Below are 17,478 nucleotides of genomic sequence, written 5' to 3'. Positions count from 1 at the left end.
GTCTCTACTTTGTCAAGTAAAATTATCCCCCCTTTACATTTTGAAAATTTTATATATATTTAAATTCCAAAACACAAAAAGGAGGTATGATTTATGCCCATTTATGAATACAAATGTTCAAAATGTGAGCATATCTTTGAGTTATTAGAGCCAACCTTCAGCGACACTGCTGAAAAAAAATGTGTAAAATGTGGCTCTTCTGCTGAAAGGATAATGTCACTTACAAGCTTTCATCTCAAAGGTAGTGGCTGGTATAAGACAGATTACGCATCAAAAAATAACTGTAGTGCAAAGGAATCTTCTACATCTTGCAGCAATTGTCCTGCCTCAAACGTAGAAAACTAAAACGATATATAAGGGTGGGTATCCACCCTTCCTTAAGAAACACTCTCCTCCTTTAAAGGTCTATTCATAAGATCTATAACAGATTCCTTCGGATCTTTACCCTCATAGATAATCCTATACACCTCAGTGACAATAGGCATATCTACATCCAACTCCCTTGACAGATCGTAAGCTGCCTTTGCTGTAGATACCCCTTCAGCTACCATTTTCATATGTCCCTGAATCTCTGCAATAGTCTTGCCCGAAGCTATTTCAAGCCCCACCTGCCTATTCCTGCTAAGGTCACCAGTACATGTTAAAACCAAATCCCCCATACCGCTCAAACCCATAAAAGTTTCAAGCATAGCTCCCATTTTTAGCCCCATTCTCGTAATTTCAGCAAGCCCCCTTGTAATTAACCCAGCTCTTGCATTATTACCAAAGGAAAGACCATCCGAAATCCCAACTGCAATTGCTATTACATTCTTTAAAGCACCACCAAGCTCCAAACCCTTTAGATCCTTAGAGCGATACACTCTGAAGTACTTGTTGGAAAAAGATTTTTGCCAAAAAAAGGCATCATCCTCGTACATGGAGGCAACACTGACAGCTGTAGGCTTCTTTAAGATAACCTCTCTTGCAAAGGAGGGACCTGATAATATTGATAACCTTGCATCAATATTCTCTCTAAAAATATCCACCACCAATTTCCCTGTTCCGATCTCAATCCCCTTTGTAGCAATAATAATATTTTTACCCTTAAGACCATGGTCAAATCTTTTTATACTCCCTCTTGTAAATTGTGTTGGAACTACCCAAACAATATTATTGTAGGAATCATCGAAATTATCAAAATGCATTGCTTTTAAGTTTCTATTCAATTTTATTTCTGGGAAAAAGATTGAATTGATATTCTTATTATTTATCGAATCAACGATCTCAATCTCACGCACAAACAACACAACCTCATGACCATTGTCCACTAACAAATTGGCTAAAGCCGTACCCCACGAACCACCTCCTATAACTGCTATTTTCTCTTGCATTTTTCATCTCCTTATGTATAAGAGTATAAAAAAATATAAGGTGAAATATGGTAAAAATCAATCAATATGATATAGAACAACTAAAAAATGTCAACGAAAAAAGAGTCTGGGATCTGCTGGCAGATTACATCGACATGGATGAAACTTTCTGCACATGCAGTATCTGTATCCTCGATGTAGCAGCCATAGTGTTAAATTCGATTCCACCCCATTATCAGACCTATGAAGAGTCAATTGAAGAAGCGAAAAAGAAAGTAACAGACGAACTTATCATCGAAAAGATAAAGTTAGCAATCGAAAGAGTCAAAAAGTACCCCCACCATTTATGATGGGGATACAAAGTAGTTAATTTATTTTAGCTCCTATCTGTTTAAAATATTTTCCATACTTCATATCATCGCCCATTATATGTTTTACAACCCAGTCTTTAAGAAACTGTAACAGATTAACACTAACCACATCTTTACCAGCTTCAAAATCCTTAATCACTTTAACAACCTGATTGACAAGATCCTTGTGGATCCTTATATGTTCATCTTTATCCGGAAAGTTAAACCTTTTAAAAGCATCCTCTTCAGATTGGAAATGATAGACAGTATAATTAGCAAGTTCTTTAAGAATTTCACCTAAAACAGCTTTGCTTCTACCCTCATTTATTGCCCTATAAAACTTATTTAATAATCTTACCAACTCCTTGTGTTGATCATCAAACTTTTTAATCCCTGTTTCAATCTTAGAACTCCACGTTATCAACTCATCAACCTTTCCAATGTTAAACTCTTTAAGCTCATGATCCAACTCCTGAGAAATCGATTTAAGCGTGTCTCCAGCTTTTATAAATTCTTGGGAAGAATGCAGTAATCCTCCCAGTTTTTCAGAAATATTTACAACACTTTTAGAGATATCAGCAACAGCCATACTTTCTTCTTCCATCGATTTTAAAACCCCATCCATGAGACTAACTATATTCTTTATATTTTCATTTATATGTCCAAAACTGGCAATGGTGGTATCCGTTGCCTCTACTCCCACATCTATTTTTTTTACACTTTCCCCAATTATTTTACCAATATTTTTCATCTCGAGATTTAACCCGGATATGACTGTTTTTATTTCTTTAGTAGAATCAGTGGTCTTTAAAGAAAGCTTTCTAACCTCATCAGCAACTACTGCAAACCCCCTACCAGATTCTCCAGCTCGTGCAGCCTCTATTGCAGCATTAAGAGCCAAAAGGTTTGTTTGATCAGCAATATCATTTATAGTTATAGTAAATTTTTCTATCTGTTCATATTTTTTTATAAAATCCGTAATATTCTTATTAAGGGAGATAATGGCATTGGCAATCTCACTAATTGTCTCCTTAAGTGTATGAGTATTATTCATTCCATCTTCGACTACCTTAGAAAGCTCTATAGTGTTATCAAGTGTATGTTTACAACTCTCAACAATATTCTCACTGGTAGCTGTAAGCTCCTCAGCAGCAGAAGAAACACTCTGGGAATTATCTTCGATAACCTTTAATTCCTTTACAACAAAAGTCTGTGATTTTTTTAGCTCATCTGCAGCATTGTTTAAAGCAACGATATTTTGTTTTGTTGTCTTCAAGGCATGTCCAGATTTTTCCAACACTTCATTAATATAAAAGATCAATCTCCCCAACAATCCTGGAGAATCATCAATCCTCAAAGAGAAATCACCCTTAGCAATCTTCATTAGCTTTTCATTTATGGAATTCATTTTTGCATAAAATGTTTTATAAACCACAAAAAATGTTATCAACAAACCAATTGGAACCAACAAAATGATTAAGACATTTACAAAATAGAGCTTAGAAACTATAGATTCCAAGAGATTCTTATCGGCATTTTTTAATTCATTGAGCAGATAGATATCATAGCCACTAAACACAATTGCAAGCAAACCATTGGTAATCAGAAAAATCATTAGCACTTTTTCAAAAGCAATTCTCTTCATCTACACACCCCATCTTTTTTATGGTTTAATTATAACAAAAACGATAAATCATGTAAACAGTAATTATAATCGGACACATCAAAATAATCTTGAACTTTTTAAATTTATATCTATCATAACAACATGGAGAATACAATGGGTGATCAAACAATTGTAGATGCTATTTTAAATGGTGACTCTGATGCTTTTGAATTTTTAATACTGAAATACCAGAGGCAGCTCTATGGTACTATTTTAAATTTAGTCAAAGATGAAGACTTGGCTCAGGATATTTTACAAGAAACATTTTTAAAAGCTTACGAAAACTTACATACTCTGAGGAATAAGGAGCAATTTTACTCCTGGCTTAAAAAAATTGCGATCAATGCATCACTTATGAAACTGGAAAAGGGTAAAAGATACGTTGATATGTACGATGAAGAGCAGGAAGAAGATGATTACTTCTTTAATATTCAAACTGACGATACCAATCCTGAAAAAGAACTTTTGGATGAGGAGTTAAGAAGGTATGTAAGACGATTTGTTGATTCACTACCTTCTAAACTAAAAAATGTTATCATACTCAGAGAAGTGGAGGATTTAAGCTACGAAGAGATCGCTGAAATATTAAAAATTCCGATAGGTACTGTTAGGTCCAGACTTTTTAATGCAAGACAGATAATAAAAGAAAGGTTGATAAAACAAGGATTGGCTGATGGATTGTACAAAGTATCATAGAAACATTAATGCTTTTTTAGACAACGAGCTAAGTGAAGTTGAAGAGTTTTACCTTCTTAAACATCTAAGAATATGTGAAAACTGTAAAATATATTTGAACAATATCTCAAAGTTAAAAACACATATAAAAGAGAGCTATACAAACAAAAGCTCACCAAATATAGATCTATCAAAGTCTATTATGCACCAAATAAAGCACAAACAATCAGCCAATAAAACAAAAAAGAGAAAAAATACCCTTGTTAAAGTTGCTTTGCTTGCCGCCATATTTTTATCCTACGTTTTAATAAACAACATCTCATTATCTAAAAACAAAAACACTTATACTTTCAAAGAAGAAGAGAAATTATTGCTTGAACACCTTGAAAAGTCAAACAATACAAAGGTTATCAGTGTTGCCTATTCTATGGAGAGATAAATACAACGATGCGTTTGATAGCCCTTCTTTTTTTCATATTATTCACAAATAATATTTTTGCAAACTCCATATTTATAAAACTAGCGGTCAATCCAACCTCTTACATAACCTTAACCTTTAACAACGTCGATGAAATATCTTTCACAGATAGCAGAATTAAGTTTATTGCAAAATCCATTAGAGAACCTTTCTTAGATCTCAACAGCATATCGAGAGACTATTACAATATTTCCATCAAAGATGGTTTTAAACAGGATAATAAGGTCCTAAAACAGATAGAGATGGTACCCATCAATAAAGACAGATTCCCCCAGATCATAAACATGTATGGTAATTTGATAGTACGAAGAGAGGTTTACGATAACAACAATAAGCTTCTATATTCATACGGTTACACTGAAAAAATTCCAGACATGCAACCAACGAAAAGGGATCTAAAGGAAATAAGCTTAGAAAAAGAACAGATCTACTATAAAGGATTTCAGGGGAAATTAATAAAAAAACTTGAAGATGGAACAATTCACTATATATTTAATGACGGACTTAATAAGTTCTCCCTTTTCGTTAAGAAAACAGACCAAGAGATACAGATAAATAAAACAATACTTTATGGTAATTATGTGTTGTCTAAAAAAATAGACGGTATCCAGTACACAGTAATAGGAACGATCCCCTTTGAAGAGATGGAAAACTTTATAACATATATTACAGTTAAAGATAAAAAATAATTCGGAGGAAGATTATGTACAAAATAACCAAAACAGCTTTATACGTGTTAATTACGATTATTTTTTTTAATGTATCATTGTATGCAAAATCTCTTCCCCAGATAACAGATGTAGTCAAAATAACAAAAGAAAGTGTAGTTAATATCAACACTACCCAAACGATCAAAAGAAAAATACCTAACTTCAATTTCCCATTTGGGTTTAACCCCTTTGGGGATTTTGACCCCTTTGGCAGTCAGGAACATTACCAGGAATACAAATCAAGAGCTCTCGGCTCAGGTTTTATTATATCCCCTGATGGTTATATAGTTACTAACAATCATGTTGTAGAAAAAGCCGATGAAATAAATGTAAAGCTCCACAATGGTAAAGAGTATAAAGCTAAAAAGGTAGGCAGGGACCCACTAACTGATCTTGCTTTATTAAAAATAGATGTAGAAAAACCTGACTTAAAACCACTGCCTTTAGGGGATTCAGATAGCCTCGAAGTGGGTGAATGGGTTGTAGCAATTGGCAACCCTTTTGGTCTTGAATCCTCTTATACAGTAGGGATAATAAGTGCCAAAGGTAGAGATCTGGGTGAAAGCCCTTATGATAACTTCCTACAAACCGATGCCTCCATCAATCCGGGTAATTCCGGAGGTCCACTAGTAAATTTAAAAGGTGAAGTAATTGGTATAAATACAGCCATTATAGCATCTGGGCAAGGACTAGGTTTTGCTGTTCCTGTCAATACCCTTAAGAACCTTTTACCCCAACTAAAAACTGGTGTTGTAAAGAGGGGGCTCTTAGGTGTTCAACACCTTGAAGAACTCAAACCAGAGATGATAAAGGAATTAAAGCTTAATACCTCACATGGGGTAATCATAAATGGGATTTTACAAGGTGAACCGGCAGACTTGGCTGGTATAAAAGTAGGGGATATAATAATAGCAATTGACGGTAAACCGATGAAAACACCCAAAGATGTAGTCAATTACATAGGGAACTCTTTGCCAGGAAAAGTGGTTACCATTGACCTTATTAGGATTAGCGTTGACGGAAAGGTAGAAAATCTAAAGATAAACGTTAAGTTAGCAGAGAGGAAGGATCTGACATTTGATGAAAGAGAAGCCCAACCAATTTCCGTTTCTAACCTTACAGATGATGAAAAAAAGAACTTAAAACTGGATTATGGTGTAAAGGTCACAGATGTTAAAACTAATACTAACATCTACAAAGCTGGTATAAGAAAGGGAGATATAGTCTTGAGTATAAACAACCAGGTTATCCGTAATGAAGATGATTTCTTTGACATCTATGGAAAGATCGAAAAAGGTAAGTATGTTGTCATGAGATTATATTCAAAGAAGGGCATTAAAACCATCGGTTTTATAAAGGAGTAAAAATGGGGGAGATTTTTCTCCCCTGAAATATAAAGGTATGGATCCAGTTACCCATTTTTGTTCAGGTATTGTAGGAAGAAACTACCTCACAAATAGAAGAGATTTAAAAAGTGCTATAGTATATGGGCTAGTAAGCATGAGCCCTGATCTTGACAATTTTGTTGGGTTATTCTCCACCCCTTTTATGTACCTTCTTCATCACAGAGGCTTTACCCATTCATTCGTGGGGGGCTTTTTGCTATCTCTGCTCCTCCTGCTTTTGGCAAAAACAATAAGATACAATGATGTTAATCTTCTCAAAAATTTCTACATTCTTATTCTGATACATATCTTCCTTGATGTGATGACAAATTATGGAACCCAGATCTTTTTACCATTTAGCAATACAAGAGTTGGTCTTGATGCCATGTTCATAATAGATCCAATTTTTTTAATATTGATAATCACTTTATATTTCATGGGCAAAAAAAATCAAAAATCAGCCTTGATAGCCTTCTCCTTGATCTTCCTGTATCCTTTTTCATCATATATTATAAAAACTATTTATGAGACTTACCTTAACCGCATCGAAAAAAGTTATACAGTAACCACAGCTCCTTTTTCTCCTCTTTTCTGGAAAGTAATTAAAACAGAGGATTATTCCATAAAGATGAAGCTTACATTTAATGGTAAATCCTATGAATATGAAAAGGTTACAGAAAATATTTTAAATCTTCTTAAACATGATGAAAATTTAAAGATATTTAAATGGTTTTTAAAATACCCTTATATGAAAAGAAATGGTAGCAAATATGAAATTGCAGATCTAAGATTTGAAATACCTTTCAGACATAACCCCTTTGTTCTGATTATAGAAGAAGACCGCAATAGGATAAAATACTACTTTAGAAATTATGAAAAAGAGATCCCCCTTATCATAGAGGGACCCCGTAAGATATCTTACTAACGCAACCTTACAGCAATAAAGAAAGTATCCCCTTCCCTTTCAACCATCAGATTTATTATGGCTCCTTTTGGGAAAGACTTCATCACTACGGAAAACTCTTTTATATTTCTAATTTGCTTCCTATTTATTGATATAATCAAATCACCTTCAGCAATCCCTACAGTTTCCCCGAGAGAATTGGTTACAACATCTACTACTATCACACCGTTTTTATGATTGAACTGATCAGCTTCCTCTGGCTGCAAATTCCTCACTTTTATACCTAAACGTTCATCTTTGTATTCCTGCATCGACTCTTTAGCGATAGTCTCATCATCTGGCATTTTCTCAGTAATTATTTTTACAGTAAACTCTTTGCTGTCACGAATAACAGTACACTTAATTTCGCTTCCTATTTTACTATTTACAACAATCTTTTGTAAGTCAGAAGATGTTATTATCTTTTCATTGTTACATTTTATTATTACATCACCCTCCTGCAGACCAGCTTTTTTTGCAGGGGAATTAGGGTAAACTTTATTAATAACCACACCATGATCTATCTTAACCCCCATCGATTTCGCTAATTCTGGTGTCATATCCTGTATACCAACCCCAATCCAACTCCTATCCACTTTCCCTTTGTTTATGATCTGTTCTATGATAGGCTTTGCCATATTAGCTGGTATGGCAAAGCCTATACCTTGACCTGATGCTATTATCGCCGTGTTTATGCCTATAACATCTCCATAAATATTCAAAAGAGGTCCACCAGAATTACCAGGATTTATAGATGCATCTGTCTGTATAAAATCCTCATACGTTTCAATCCCCAAACCACTCCTACCAGTAGCACTGATAACACCCACTGTTAGAGTACCATTCAAACCAAAAGGGTTCCCCACTGCTATAGCCCACTGACCTATCCTAAGCTTCGAACTATCCCCAAATTTAAGAGGCTTTAAATCTTTTGCATCTATCTTAATAACTGCAACATCAGTTTTAGGATCAGAACCAACGACAGTTGCTTTAAAAGTTCTTTTATCAGAGAGTTTTACACTTATGGAGTCGGCATTTTTGACAACATGATCGTTGGTCACTATATACCCGTTTTCTGTTATAATAAAACCTGACCCCAGACTTGTACTTTTATACTCCCTCTGCTTTGGGGTACCAAAAAAGTCCTTGAAAAAATCTCGAAACAATGGGTTATCACCAAATGGAAAATCGAATCTCGGATTAACCTTTACCCTTTGCTCAGTATAGATATTTACTACAGATGGCAATGCAATCTCTGCAACTTTTTCAAAGGACTCTTGAACACTAAGTATCTGTTCAGAAGGCTTTATAGGTGATACTGAAGAAGTATTCTGATCCAAAGTAACCGTTTCTTTTTTAGAGGTAAAATCCTTTGTAAGACTTTTTAGATCTATGCCAGCAAACTTCAAACCAAAAAAAATACCTATAACAATAATCAAAACCAATATTATTTTTTTCACTATATCTCTCCTATCATATATTTTGTTTTATCTTATCAGCTATATCTAATTTTTCGTTATCATCTTTGTAAGTTAAGCTTCTAGGTGTAAACTTCAAACTATCGTCCTTAAAACGTGGTATAAGATGGATATGGGAATGGAATACCTCTTGACCAGCAGATTTTTCATTGTTTTGAATGATATTTATACCATCAGCTCTAAGTCCCTCTTTTATCCCCTTTGAAATCTTTACTAAAACTGGATAAATCTTTTGAGCAAAAGCCATATCAGTATCAAAAATATTGACAAAATGCTGTTTTGGTATCACAAGGGTGTGACCTAAGTTTACAGGTCTAATATCGAGTATCGCAATAAAATCCTCATCCTCATAAACTTTGATAGAGGAGATTTCACCTGCAATAATTTTACAAAAAATACAATCCATAGCCACCTCCATTGAAGATTAAGAAACTATAGCATATAAGCTTTCTTTTTTCAACATTTAATGATCCACCTTTTCTTATTGACATCCCAGTTGAAATGTATTTATAATAAAGTTCAAATATAAACAAAGGAGCAGAATTCGATGTACGCAATTGTGTTAGGCTTTCATGTATTTATAAGTGTATTGTTAATATTAGCTATTTTAATACAATCAGGTAAAGGTTCCAGTTTAAAGGAGGCTTTTGGTGGAGGCTCCTCTGACATGTTTGGGCCTGGTACCCCAGAAAACATCATGTCAAAGATCACCACAGTTTTGGTGATAATATTTTTTACCACATCCATCACCCTTACCATTATGTCAACCTCTGGCAAAACTGGTAGTTCTGTGATAAACAAACTGCCCAATCAACCCATACAAAATCAACAACAAAACAAACCGATAGTACCAATGCAAAGCAAATAGCAAATAATGTTACAAAAAATACTTTCTTTATTGTTACTAATTTTAGTTATAGGATGTAAAGACGACCCTCAAAAGATTAAAAGAAAAGCTACATCTTCCAAATTTGGAGATGTCATGATTGAGGGGAGTATTGGAGAGCCAAGTAATCTTATCCCCATTTTAGCAACAGACTCTTCATCCCATTCAGTGGCTTCACTTATTTACAATGGGTTGTTAAAGTATGATAAAAATCTAAATTTAGTTGGCGATCTGGCCTATAAATGGGATTTATCTGAAAATAAAAAAACAATAACATTCTATCTACGACAAGGTGTTAAATGGCATGATGGAAAGGAATTTACATCTGAGGATGTAAAGTTTACCTATGAAACCATAGTGGATAACAATACCCCTACAGCTTACGACTCTGATTTCAGGATTATAGACAGAGTTGAAACCCCTGATAAATACACCGTAAAAGTACATTACAAGATCCCCTATGCACCCGCACTATCAAGCTGGACTGTAGCCATTCTACCATCCCATAGACTTAAAAGCACTCCCATAACAAAATCTGAACTCCAAAGAGCACCTATTGGTACAGGGCCATACAAATTCAAAGAATGGAAATCTGGACACTCAATAACACTTGAAGCCTACGATCAATACTATGAAGGAAGACCAAATCTCGATAGATACACCATGAAGATAATACCTGATACTGCCACTATGTTTTTAGAGCTTTTAAACAAGAATTTAGACATGATGGGCATGTCACCACTTCAGTTTGCAAAACAAACAAGCAATCCCAGATTTGTTGAAAGCTTCAATAAATACACCTACTTATCAAACTCTTATACATACATAGGTTACAATCTAAGAAATCCCCTTTTTCAAGACAAAAGAGTAAGACAAGCTCTCTCCTATGCAACCCCCAAAGAGGATATCATAAAAGGTGTGCTCTTTGGACTTGGTGAAGCAGCATATAGCCCTTTTAAACCAGGGACAATATGGTACACAGATAACTTAACAAAGTATAATTTCGATCTTTATAAAGCAAAATCATTATTAAAAGAAGCCGGCTTTGAGGATAGAAATGGAGATGGTATCTTAGAAAAAGATGGTAAGCCTTTTAGCTTTGTAATTATGACAAATCAGGGGAATACTACAAGAAGCTCCATCGCTGAAATTCTACAACAAACCTGGAAAAAGTTAGGTATAAAAGTAGAAATTAGGATCTTAGAATGGGCGACCTTTATAAACGAATATATAAACAAAAGAACGTTTGATGCTGTCATACTCGGTTGGACCATACCTATGGAACCAGATCCATACGATGTTTGGCATTCCTCCCGTTGTAATGGCAAAAACCTTAATTTCATCTGTTATCAAAACAAAAAAATTGATGAACTCATTGAAAAAGGTAGATTAGAATTTGATGTTAATAAGCGGAAGGAGATCTACCATGAGATATCCAGAATACTCGCTGAAGATCAGCCCTATACGTTTCTTTATTATCCTAAGGCATTGATAGCAGTACATAAGCGATTTAAAAATATTGAGGAAGCACCTGCTGGGATTATGCACAACTTCATAGACTGGTATGTGGAAAAAGAAGAAAGAAAGTATAATTTGACTAAATAGCTATGTTAACATATATACTTAAAAGATGTTTGGGTATGATACCGATGATCATCGGGATCACACTAATATCCTTTTTAGTGGTTAATCTTGCACCCGGAGACCCTGCTCAGTTTCTTTCTTCCATGAACCCAAAGATTTCAGAAACGGCTTACCAAAAATTTATAAAAATGTACCAACTTGACAAACCTATATTAGAAAGGTACTGGATTTGGTTAAAAAAGATGATACTCTTTGATTTTGGTAACTCTTTTGCTTCGGATCAAAAACCTGTTCTTGATAAGATCTTAGAAAAGATCCCTGTAACACTATATTTAAATATAGCATCCATGATGCTTATTATTTTATTATCAATTCCTCTGGGTGTTTTCGCTGCTGTATATAAAAACTCTTTTTTTGACAAACTTACCACCCTGTTCGTATATGTTGGGTTTGCTATTCCCACATTCTGGTTAGCACTCTTATCTGCTTATTATTTTGGTGTAATCAAAGGTTGGCTACCAATCTCAGGTCTAACCTCTTACGACTTTGATAGTCTCAGCTTCCCGGAAAAGATCCTTGATATCATCTGGCACTCAACACTCCCTGTTGTCATTTCAGTTTTTGGTGGAATAGCTGGCTTCAGTAGATTTGTAAAAAGTAGTATGCTTGACGTATTAAACGAAGATTACATCATAGCTGCCTACGCCAGAGGATTACCAAAAAAGAGCGTGATATTCAAACATGCCCTAAGGAATGCACTTTTACCAGCTATAACCATTCTGGGGCTATCTATTCCAGGTCTGATAGGGGGTAGTGTTATATTTGAGTCGATCTTCTCAATTCCAGGTATGGGACAGCTCTTTTATCAAGCTGTTATGATGAGGGATTATCCGGTAATAATGGGTATACTTGTAATAGGTGCATTTCTAACTTTGCTTGGAAACCTTATAGCCGATATCTGCTATGCAATAGCTGACCCGAGAATCAGGTATGGCAAAAAAGAATAAACTATTCCTCTTTGGTATATCGATAATTCTATTTTTCGCACTTGTAGCTCTTTTGGCTCCTATCATTGCGCCTTACGATCCCACAGAGATCAATCTCACCAATATTTTAAATCCACCCTCTTCAAAGAATTTATTTGGTACTGATGAATTAGGCAGGGATGTATTCAGCAGAGTAGTATATGGCACAAGAATATCATTATCAGTGGGTTTTATATCAGTGGGAATATCTGTGATTATTGGTACAGCTATAGGTTTAATCTCTGGCTTTTTTAAAGGATGGGTGGATGTGATACTGATGAGGATAGTAGATATAGCTCTTTGTTTCCCAACCTTCTTCTTAATACTGGCCGTTATTGCTTTTTTAAAACCCTCAATATATAATATAATGATGGTTATAGGGATCACAAGCTGGATGGGAGTTGCAAGAATGGTGAGGGCAGAAACATGGAGTATAACAGAAAGAGATTATATAATTGCCGCAAAAGTATCTGGTCTTAAAAAAAGAGTCATAATATTTAAACATATCTTACCAAACGTTGTCTCCCCTGTATTAGTATCAGCAACCTTAGGGGTAGCCAGCTCCATACTTGTGGAGTCTGCACTCAGCTTTTTAGGTTTGGGGGTTCAACCCCCTACACCATCATGGGGGAATATAATAACCTCCGGAAAGGACAATATCATGTTTGCGTGGTGGCTTTCCCTTTTTCCAGGGTTATGCATTTTATTAGCAGTACTAGGATTTAATTTAACAGGCGAGGGTCTCAGGGATATATTAGATCCCAAAACAGATCAATAGCGATTAATCTTCCTTTTTCTTCATCTGATTGATAATAGATTTTATATCTACAGATTTCATTCTGATGCTCAATATCTTAGCATCTTTTTCGTGGAGAGCTTCAGCATAATGGGGTATCTTTGAGCTGAAAGAGATGGAATCACCTTCCTCTAAAATAACAACATCGTTATTGAGATACATCCTTATCCCACCATCAAGAATATACATAAACTCATATCCATCATGACTAAAAAGCTTTTTCTCTCTCGGTTCTGGCTTTATTGTAACAATAAAAGATTCAAAAATATCATTGTTTTTAATATGAGCTAACTCCTCGTAAATATAACCGTGCTTGGCACCCTCTCGATAAGCGACTTTTCTTTCATCCTTTTTTACCAAGTAGTATTCCTTAAAATCAAGATCTTCCTCAAAAAAGTAAACCATCTTAACATTTAAAACTTTAGCAATCTTAGCAAGAGTTGAAATAGGTGGAGTTACTACATTATTTTCTATCTGGGAAATAAGTGCTTTAGAAAAACCTGTAAAATTAGCCACATCCTGTAAAGTCAAATTTTTAAGATGCCTGAGCCTTTTTATCCTTTCCCCTATATTTATATTAAAATCTTCCATAGCTACCTCTATCAAATATTTAGTTCAGTATTACTTGATTTTTTTAAATTGTCAAGAACTTTCATTATCATTTTTTAAAATAAAAATATAACACCGTATTATGATATTAAAGATTTTTTTTAGGTTGAAATAATAAAAAAGTTGATTTAAAAACTGTAAAAAAAATAGGAGTCGTTATGTCCAAATTTAAGATATTAATAACAGATCATATCGCTGATGAAGGTATCTCTATCCTAAAATCAGATCCCAATATTGAGGTAGACATAAGACCAGGTATAAAAAACAACGAACTAAAAGGAATAATCGGAGAATATGATGCAGTAATAACAAGAAGTGGTACCACAGTAACTGCTGACCTTATAGAGAACCCCGGCAGATTAAAAATCATAGGTAGAGCTGGTGTAGGCCTTGATAACGTTGATATTGAAGCCGCTAGTAGAAAAGGTATCATCGTAATGAATGCACCCACAGGTAATACCCTTGCTGCTACAGAACTTACGATGGGTATGATGTTAGCGGCTGCCAGAAAAATTCCCCTTGCAAATCAGTCCTTAAAATCAGGAGAATGGGACAGAAAAAAATTCATGGGTATTCAGCTTTACAACAAAGTCTTAGGCATTGTTGGGTTAGGGAGGATCGGAAGTAATGTGGCTATACGAGCTAAAAGTTTTGGTATGAAAGTCATAGCTTATGATCCATATATAAAAAAATCTAAAGCTGACTCCTTGGGGGTAAAACTTTATGATAATTTAGACCAACTCATAAAAGAAGTGGATATCATAACCTTTCACACTCCTCTTACAAAAGAAACCTACAATATGATAACAAAAGAACAGATAATGAAAATGAAAGATGGTGTTATCATAATAAACTGTGCAAGAGGTGGTATAGTTAACGAAAACGACCTTTATGAGGCAGTTAAGTCTGGTAAGGTTTTTGCTGCAGGTATTGACGTATTTGAAGAAGAACCCCCTGTAGACAATAAACTTCTAACCCTCGACAATATCTTTGTTACTCCACATATAGGAGCCAACACCCATGAAGGGCAAAAGGGTGTAGCAGTAATCATAGCTGAAAATGTGCTCAATGCACTATACGGTAAATCCTATATGAATGCCGTTAATATACCATTTATGAAATCACAACTTTCAGAAGAGCTCCAAAGATACTTTGAGCTTGTGGAACAGATGGGAAAATTAGGAGCCCAAATTGTCAAAGGTAGAATAGAATCTGTTACTTTTACACTTGTTGGAAAAAGATTCGAAGAAGATGTATGTGAGAGAACATTTGATACCCCCTTTAGTTATCAGCCATTTACCATTGCGGGTATTAAAGGGCTGTTAGAGGTAAGCTTGAAGGAAACTGTATCATACATAAGCTCCTCTTACCTTGCAAAAGATAGAAATATAGAAGTTATGGAACAAAAACTATCATCTTATGACAAATTTAATGATCTTATAGTAATAAAAATAAAAACGGATAAAGAGGAAAAGATCATAGGCGGAACTGTATTTAATGATAATAAAGGTAGGGTAATCTTCATCGACAACTTTTATTTTGATGTCATACCAACTGGTACGTTCTTATATTTTAACAACTACGATAGGCCAGGTGTTATCGGAAAAGTAGGTACAATATTAGGCAACAGACAGATAAATATAGCTGGCTTCGAGCTTTCAAGACAGAAGCAAGGGGAAGCAATAGCCTTTGTCTCAGTGGATAACCCAATACCAAAGGACGTATTAGAAGAGATCCTAAAAATAGACGGCATGATAGATGCAAAAGTCATAGATCTATAATTAGGCTGGCCTAAGCCAGCCTTCTTTATGCAGGTAAAAATTGGGTAATAAGCACATATATTATAGCAGCTACCAATGCTGAGGCTGGTATCGTAATCACCCAAGCAGAAACGATCCTTTGGGCCACTATCCAGTTAACTGCTGTTAGTCTTTTGGATAGTCCCACACCCAATATTGAAGACGTTATAACATGGGTTGTACTCACAGGCATACCAATAGAAGCTGCACCCAATATCACAGCTGCAGAAGATGTTTCCGCAGCAAAACCATGAACAGGCTGGAGTTTAACAAAATCCTTGCCCAATGTTTTAATTATACGCCATCCACCAGCAGCAGTTCCAAGTGCCATAGCTAAAGCAGCAGATCCCTTAACCCATGTGGGAACAACAAATGTATCAAGAGTTCCATAGCTAACAAGAGCCATAGTCATTATACCCATAGTCTTCTGGGCATCCGCTGTTCCATGGGAAAAAGCCATAAAACTCGCAGACAATATTTGTAAAAACCTAAAATTTCTATTTAAAACATGAGGATTTTTTTTATGAAAAAGGCGAAAAATAATAACCATAAAAAAGAAACCGAAAAATGCTCCAATAATTGGGGAGATTATTAGGGATAAAATAATCTTCTTCAATCCACCCCACAAAAGAGCATTAAAACCAGCATGGGCGATAACGGAACCCATAATACCACCGATAAGGGCATGGGATGATGAGGATGGTATACCATAATACCAGGTTATTAAGTTCCAAGTTATAGCACCCACTAATCCCGCCAATATAACTGTCTGGGTAATAGTTGAGGCATCCACTATCCCTTTACCAATGGTTGTGGCAACTTTTGTGGATATTATAGCTCCCAAGAAATTTAATCCTGCCGCCATAACAATGGCAGCTTTTACTGATAAAGCCCTCGTGGATACACATGTGGCAATAGCATTGGCCGTGTCATGAAACCCATTTATATAATCGAATGTAAGAGCAGTTAACAATACTAATATTAAAAGTATAAACGAGATATCAAGCATGTTTTACCACCACAGTTTCGATTATGTTCGCTGCATCCTCACACTTATCTGTAACTTTCTCTAAAGTTTCGTAAATCTCTTTCCACTTTATAAGCCTGATTGGATCCTTTTCATCGCTAAAAAGCTTGCCGAGGGATTCCCTCAAAACCCTATCAGCTTCATTTTCTAATTCGTTTATTTCCACAAAGGACTCATTAACCTCTTCATGTTTCTTATCCATTTTTCTCACAGCCTTATCCAGTGCCTGACATGATTTAAGAATAATAAAAGCAAAAGATTTACATTCAAACGTTATAGTGTCCACCTTATAAAGGGCTAATCTCTGAGCAGAAGCATCTATAAGATCAAGGATATCATCGAGTGCTGCAGCCAAATCATATATATCCTCTCTGTCGATAGGTGTAATAAAAGTCTTATTGAGCTTTTGTATTATTTCATGAGTTTTTTTATCCCCCTCATGCTCAACCTCTTTTATTCTCTTTTGAAAATGTTCAATCTCCGCAAAATTCTCTGTTAACTCCTTCAATAAATGCGCCCCTTCAATCAATAACTTTGTCATATCCTGAAAAAGCAAGAAAAACTTCTCTTCCTTAGGTATCAACCCAAACATAAAACCTCCATATGTTTTTAATTTTTTTAACATTTCTTTTAACAATTTTCTACATTTTTTTTACAAACATCGTTATAGCCACAAAAGCGTTATATTTCAGTATTGATTTTTTCTATGATTTATAAT

The 17,478-nt window shown here is 35.0% G+C and carries 19 protein-coding genes; 12 read left to right on the top strand and 7 right to left on the bottom strand.

Annotated elements, in window-relative coordinates:
• Positions 1-93 precede the first annotated feature (93 nt).
• A complete protein-coding gene (locus tag N3C60_04670) occupies positions 94-345 on the top strand; it encodes a zinc ribbon domain-containing protein (GenBank protein ID MCX8084196.1) in 252 nt (83 codons plus the stop codon).
• A gap of 32 nt (positions 346-377) precedes the next feature.
• On the opposite strand, the gene N3C60_04665 is transcribed toward N3C60_04670, so the two are convergent.
• Positions 378-1,370 (bottom strand): NAD(P)-dependent glycerol-3-phosphate dehydrogenase, encoded by a 993-nt coding sequence (locus tag N3C60_04665; GenBank protein ID MCX8084195.1) that lies wholly within the window; start codon positions 1,368-1,370, stop codon positions 378-380.
• 47 nt (positions 1,371-1,417) lie between these two features.
• On the opposite strand from N3C60_04665, the gene N3C60_04660 reads away from it, so the two are divergent.
• Positions 1,418-1,699, top strand: a complete 282-nt coding sequence (locus tag N3C60_04660; GenBank protein MCX8084194.1) for a late competence development ComFB family protein — start codon at positions 1,418-1,420, stop codon at positions 1,697-1,699.
• Between the two features lie 16 nt (positions 1,700-1,715).
• On the opposite strand, the gene N3C60_04655 is transcribed toward N3C60_04660, so the two are convergent.
• Positions 1,716-3,344 (bottom strand): bacteriohemerythrin, encoded by a 1,629-nt coding sequence (locus N3C60_04655; protein ID MCX8084193.1) that lies wholly within the window; start codon positions 3,342-3,344, stop codon positions 1,716-1,718.
• A gap of 123 nt (positions 3,345-3,467) precedes the next feature.
• Here N3C60_04655 and N3C60_04650 point away from each other — a divergent pair, with 123 nt between their 5' ends.
• Genes N3C60_04650 through N3C60_04630 form a run of 5 tightly spaced genes read left to right on the top strand, consistent with a single transcriptional unit; the run spans position 3,468 to position 7,538 of the window.
• Positions 3,468-4,061, top strand: a complete 594-nt coding sequence (locus tag N3C60_04650; protein MCX8084192.1) for a sigma-70 family RNA polymerase sigma factor — start codon at positions 3,468-3,470, stop codon at positions 4,059-4,061.
• Entirely contained in the window at positions 4,039-4,479 is a 441-nt protein-coding gene (locus N3C60_04645) for a zf-HC2 domain-containing protein (protein MCX8084191.1), read from the top strand. Before N3C60_04650 ends, N3C60_04645 begins: the two co-directional genes overlap by 23 nt.
• An 8-nt stretch (positions 4,480-4,487) precedes the next feature.
• The gene (locus N3C60_04640) at positions 4,488-5,207 is read left to right on the top strand and encodes a MucB/RseB C-terminal domain-containing protein (GenBank protein MCX8084190.1); all 720 of its coding nucleotides are present in this window, start codon (positions 4,488-4,490) and stop codon (positions 5,205-5,207) included.
• Between the two features lie 14 nt (positions 5,208-5,221).
• Positions 5,222-6,592: a Do family serine endopeptidase gene (locus N3C60_04635; GenBank protein MCX8084189.1), complete on the top strand. Its 1,371-nt coding sequence runs from the start codon at positions 5,222-5,224 to the stop codon at positions 6,590-6,592.
• A 37-nt stretch (positions 6,593-6,629) separates the two neighbouring features.
• Positions 6,630-7,538, top strand: coding sequence for a metal-dependent hydrolase (locus tag N3C60_04630; protein MCX8084188.1), 909 nt, complete (start codon positions 6,630-6,632; stop codon positions 7,536-7,538).
• Here the strand turns inward: N3C60_04630 and N3C60_04625 are convergent.
• Positions 7,535-9,016 carry a DegQ family serine endoprotease gene (locus N3C60_04625; protein MCX8084187.1) on the bottom strand — a complete coding sequence of 494 codons (1,482 nt, stop codon included), beginning with the start codon at positions 9,014-9,016 and terminating at the stop codon, positions 7,535-7,537. The genes N3C60_04630 and N3C60_04625 overlap by 4 nt on opposite strands.
• Before the next feature lie 13 nt (positions 9,017-9,029).
• The gene (locus N3C60_04620) at positions 9,030-9,440 is read right to left on the bottom strand and encodes an HIT family protein (protein MCX8084186.1); all 411 of its coding nucleotides are present in this window, start codon (positions 9,438-9,440) and stop codon (positions 9,030-9,032) included.
• Between the two features lie 141 nt (positions 9,441-9,581).
• Between N3C60_04620 and secG the strand changes: the two genes are divergently transcribed.
• From secG to N3C60_04600, 4 genes are all read left to right on the top strand, one after another.
• Positions 9,582-9,902 (top strand): preprotein translocase subunit SecG, encoded by a 321-nt coding sequence (secG, locus tag N3C60_04615; protein ID MCX8084185.1) that lies wholly within the window; start codon positions 9,582-9,584, stop codon positions 9,900-9,902.
• 114 nt (positions 9,903-10,016) lie between these two features.
• Entirely contained in the window at positions 10,017-11,525 is a 1,509-nt protein-coding gene (locus tag N3C60_04610; GenBank protein ID MCX8084184.1) for a peptide-binding protein, read from the top strand.
• Between the two features lie 2 nt (positions 11,526-11,527).
• The gene (locus tag N3C60_04605) at positions 11,528-12,511 is read left to right on the top strand and encodes an ABC transporter permease (protein MCX8084183.1); all 984 of its coding nucleotides are present in this window, start codon (positions 11,528-11,530) and stop codon (positions 12,509-12,511) included.
• Complete coding sequence (locus N3C60_04600) at positions 12,495-13,307, top strand: ABC transporter permease (protein ID MCX8084182.1); 813 nt, start codon at positions 12,495-12,497, stop codon at positions 13,305-13,307. The genes N3C60_04605 and N3C60_04600 overlap by 17 nt, the downstream gene beginning before the upstream one ends.
• Positions 13,308-13,310: 3 nt before the next feature.
• Here the strand turns inward: N3C60_04600 and N3C60_04595 are convergent, their stop codons facing one another.
• Positions 13,311-13,916, bottom strand: coding sequence for an XRE family transcriptional regulator (locus tag N3C60_04595; GenBank protein ID MCX8084181.1), 606 nt, complete (start codon positions 13,914-13,916; stop codon positions 13,311-13,313).
• Positions 13,917-14,092: 176 nt separating this feature from the next.
• Between N3C60_04595 and serA the strand changes: the two genes are divergently transcribed.
• A complete protein-coding gene (gene serA, locus N3C60_04590; GenBank protein ID MCX8084180.1) occupies positions 14,093-15,715 on the top strand; it encodes a phosphoglycerate dehydrogenase in 1,623 nt (540 codons plus the stop codon).
• A gap of 25 nt (positions 15,716-15,740) precedes the next feature.
• On the opposite strand, the gene N3C60_04585 is transcribed toward serA, so the two are convergent.
• Together N3C60_04585 and N3C60_04580 are read right to left on the bottom strand one after the other, a co-directional pair.
• Complete coding sequence (locus N3C60_04585) at positions 15,741-16,742, bottom strand: inorganic phosphate transporter (protein MCX8084179.1); 1,002 nt, start codon at positions 16,740-16,742, stop codon at positions 15,741-15,743.
• Positions 16,735-17,352 carry a DUF47 family protein gene (locus N3C60_04580; protein MCX8084178.1) on the bottom strand — a complete coding sequence of 206 codons (618 nt, stop codon included), beginning with the start codon at positions 17,350-17,352 and terminating at the stop codon, positions 16,735-16,737. The genes N3C60_04585 and N3C60_04580 overlap by 8 nt, the downstream gene beginning before the upstream one ends.
• Positions 17,353-17,478 lie beyond the last annotated feature (126 nt).

This window comes from Calditerrivibrio sp., from assembly GCA_026415135.1.
GTDB lineage: Bacteria > Chrysiogenota > Deferribacteres > Deferribacterales > Calditerrivibrionaceae > Calditerrivibrio.
This window is presented reverse-complemented; position numbering and strand designations above follow the sequence as displayed.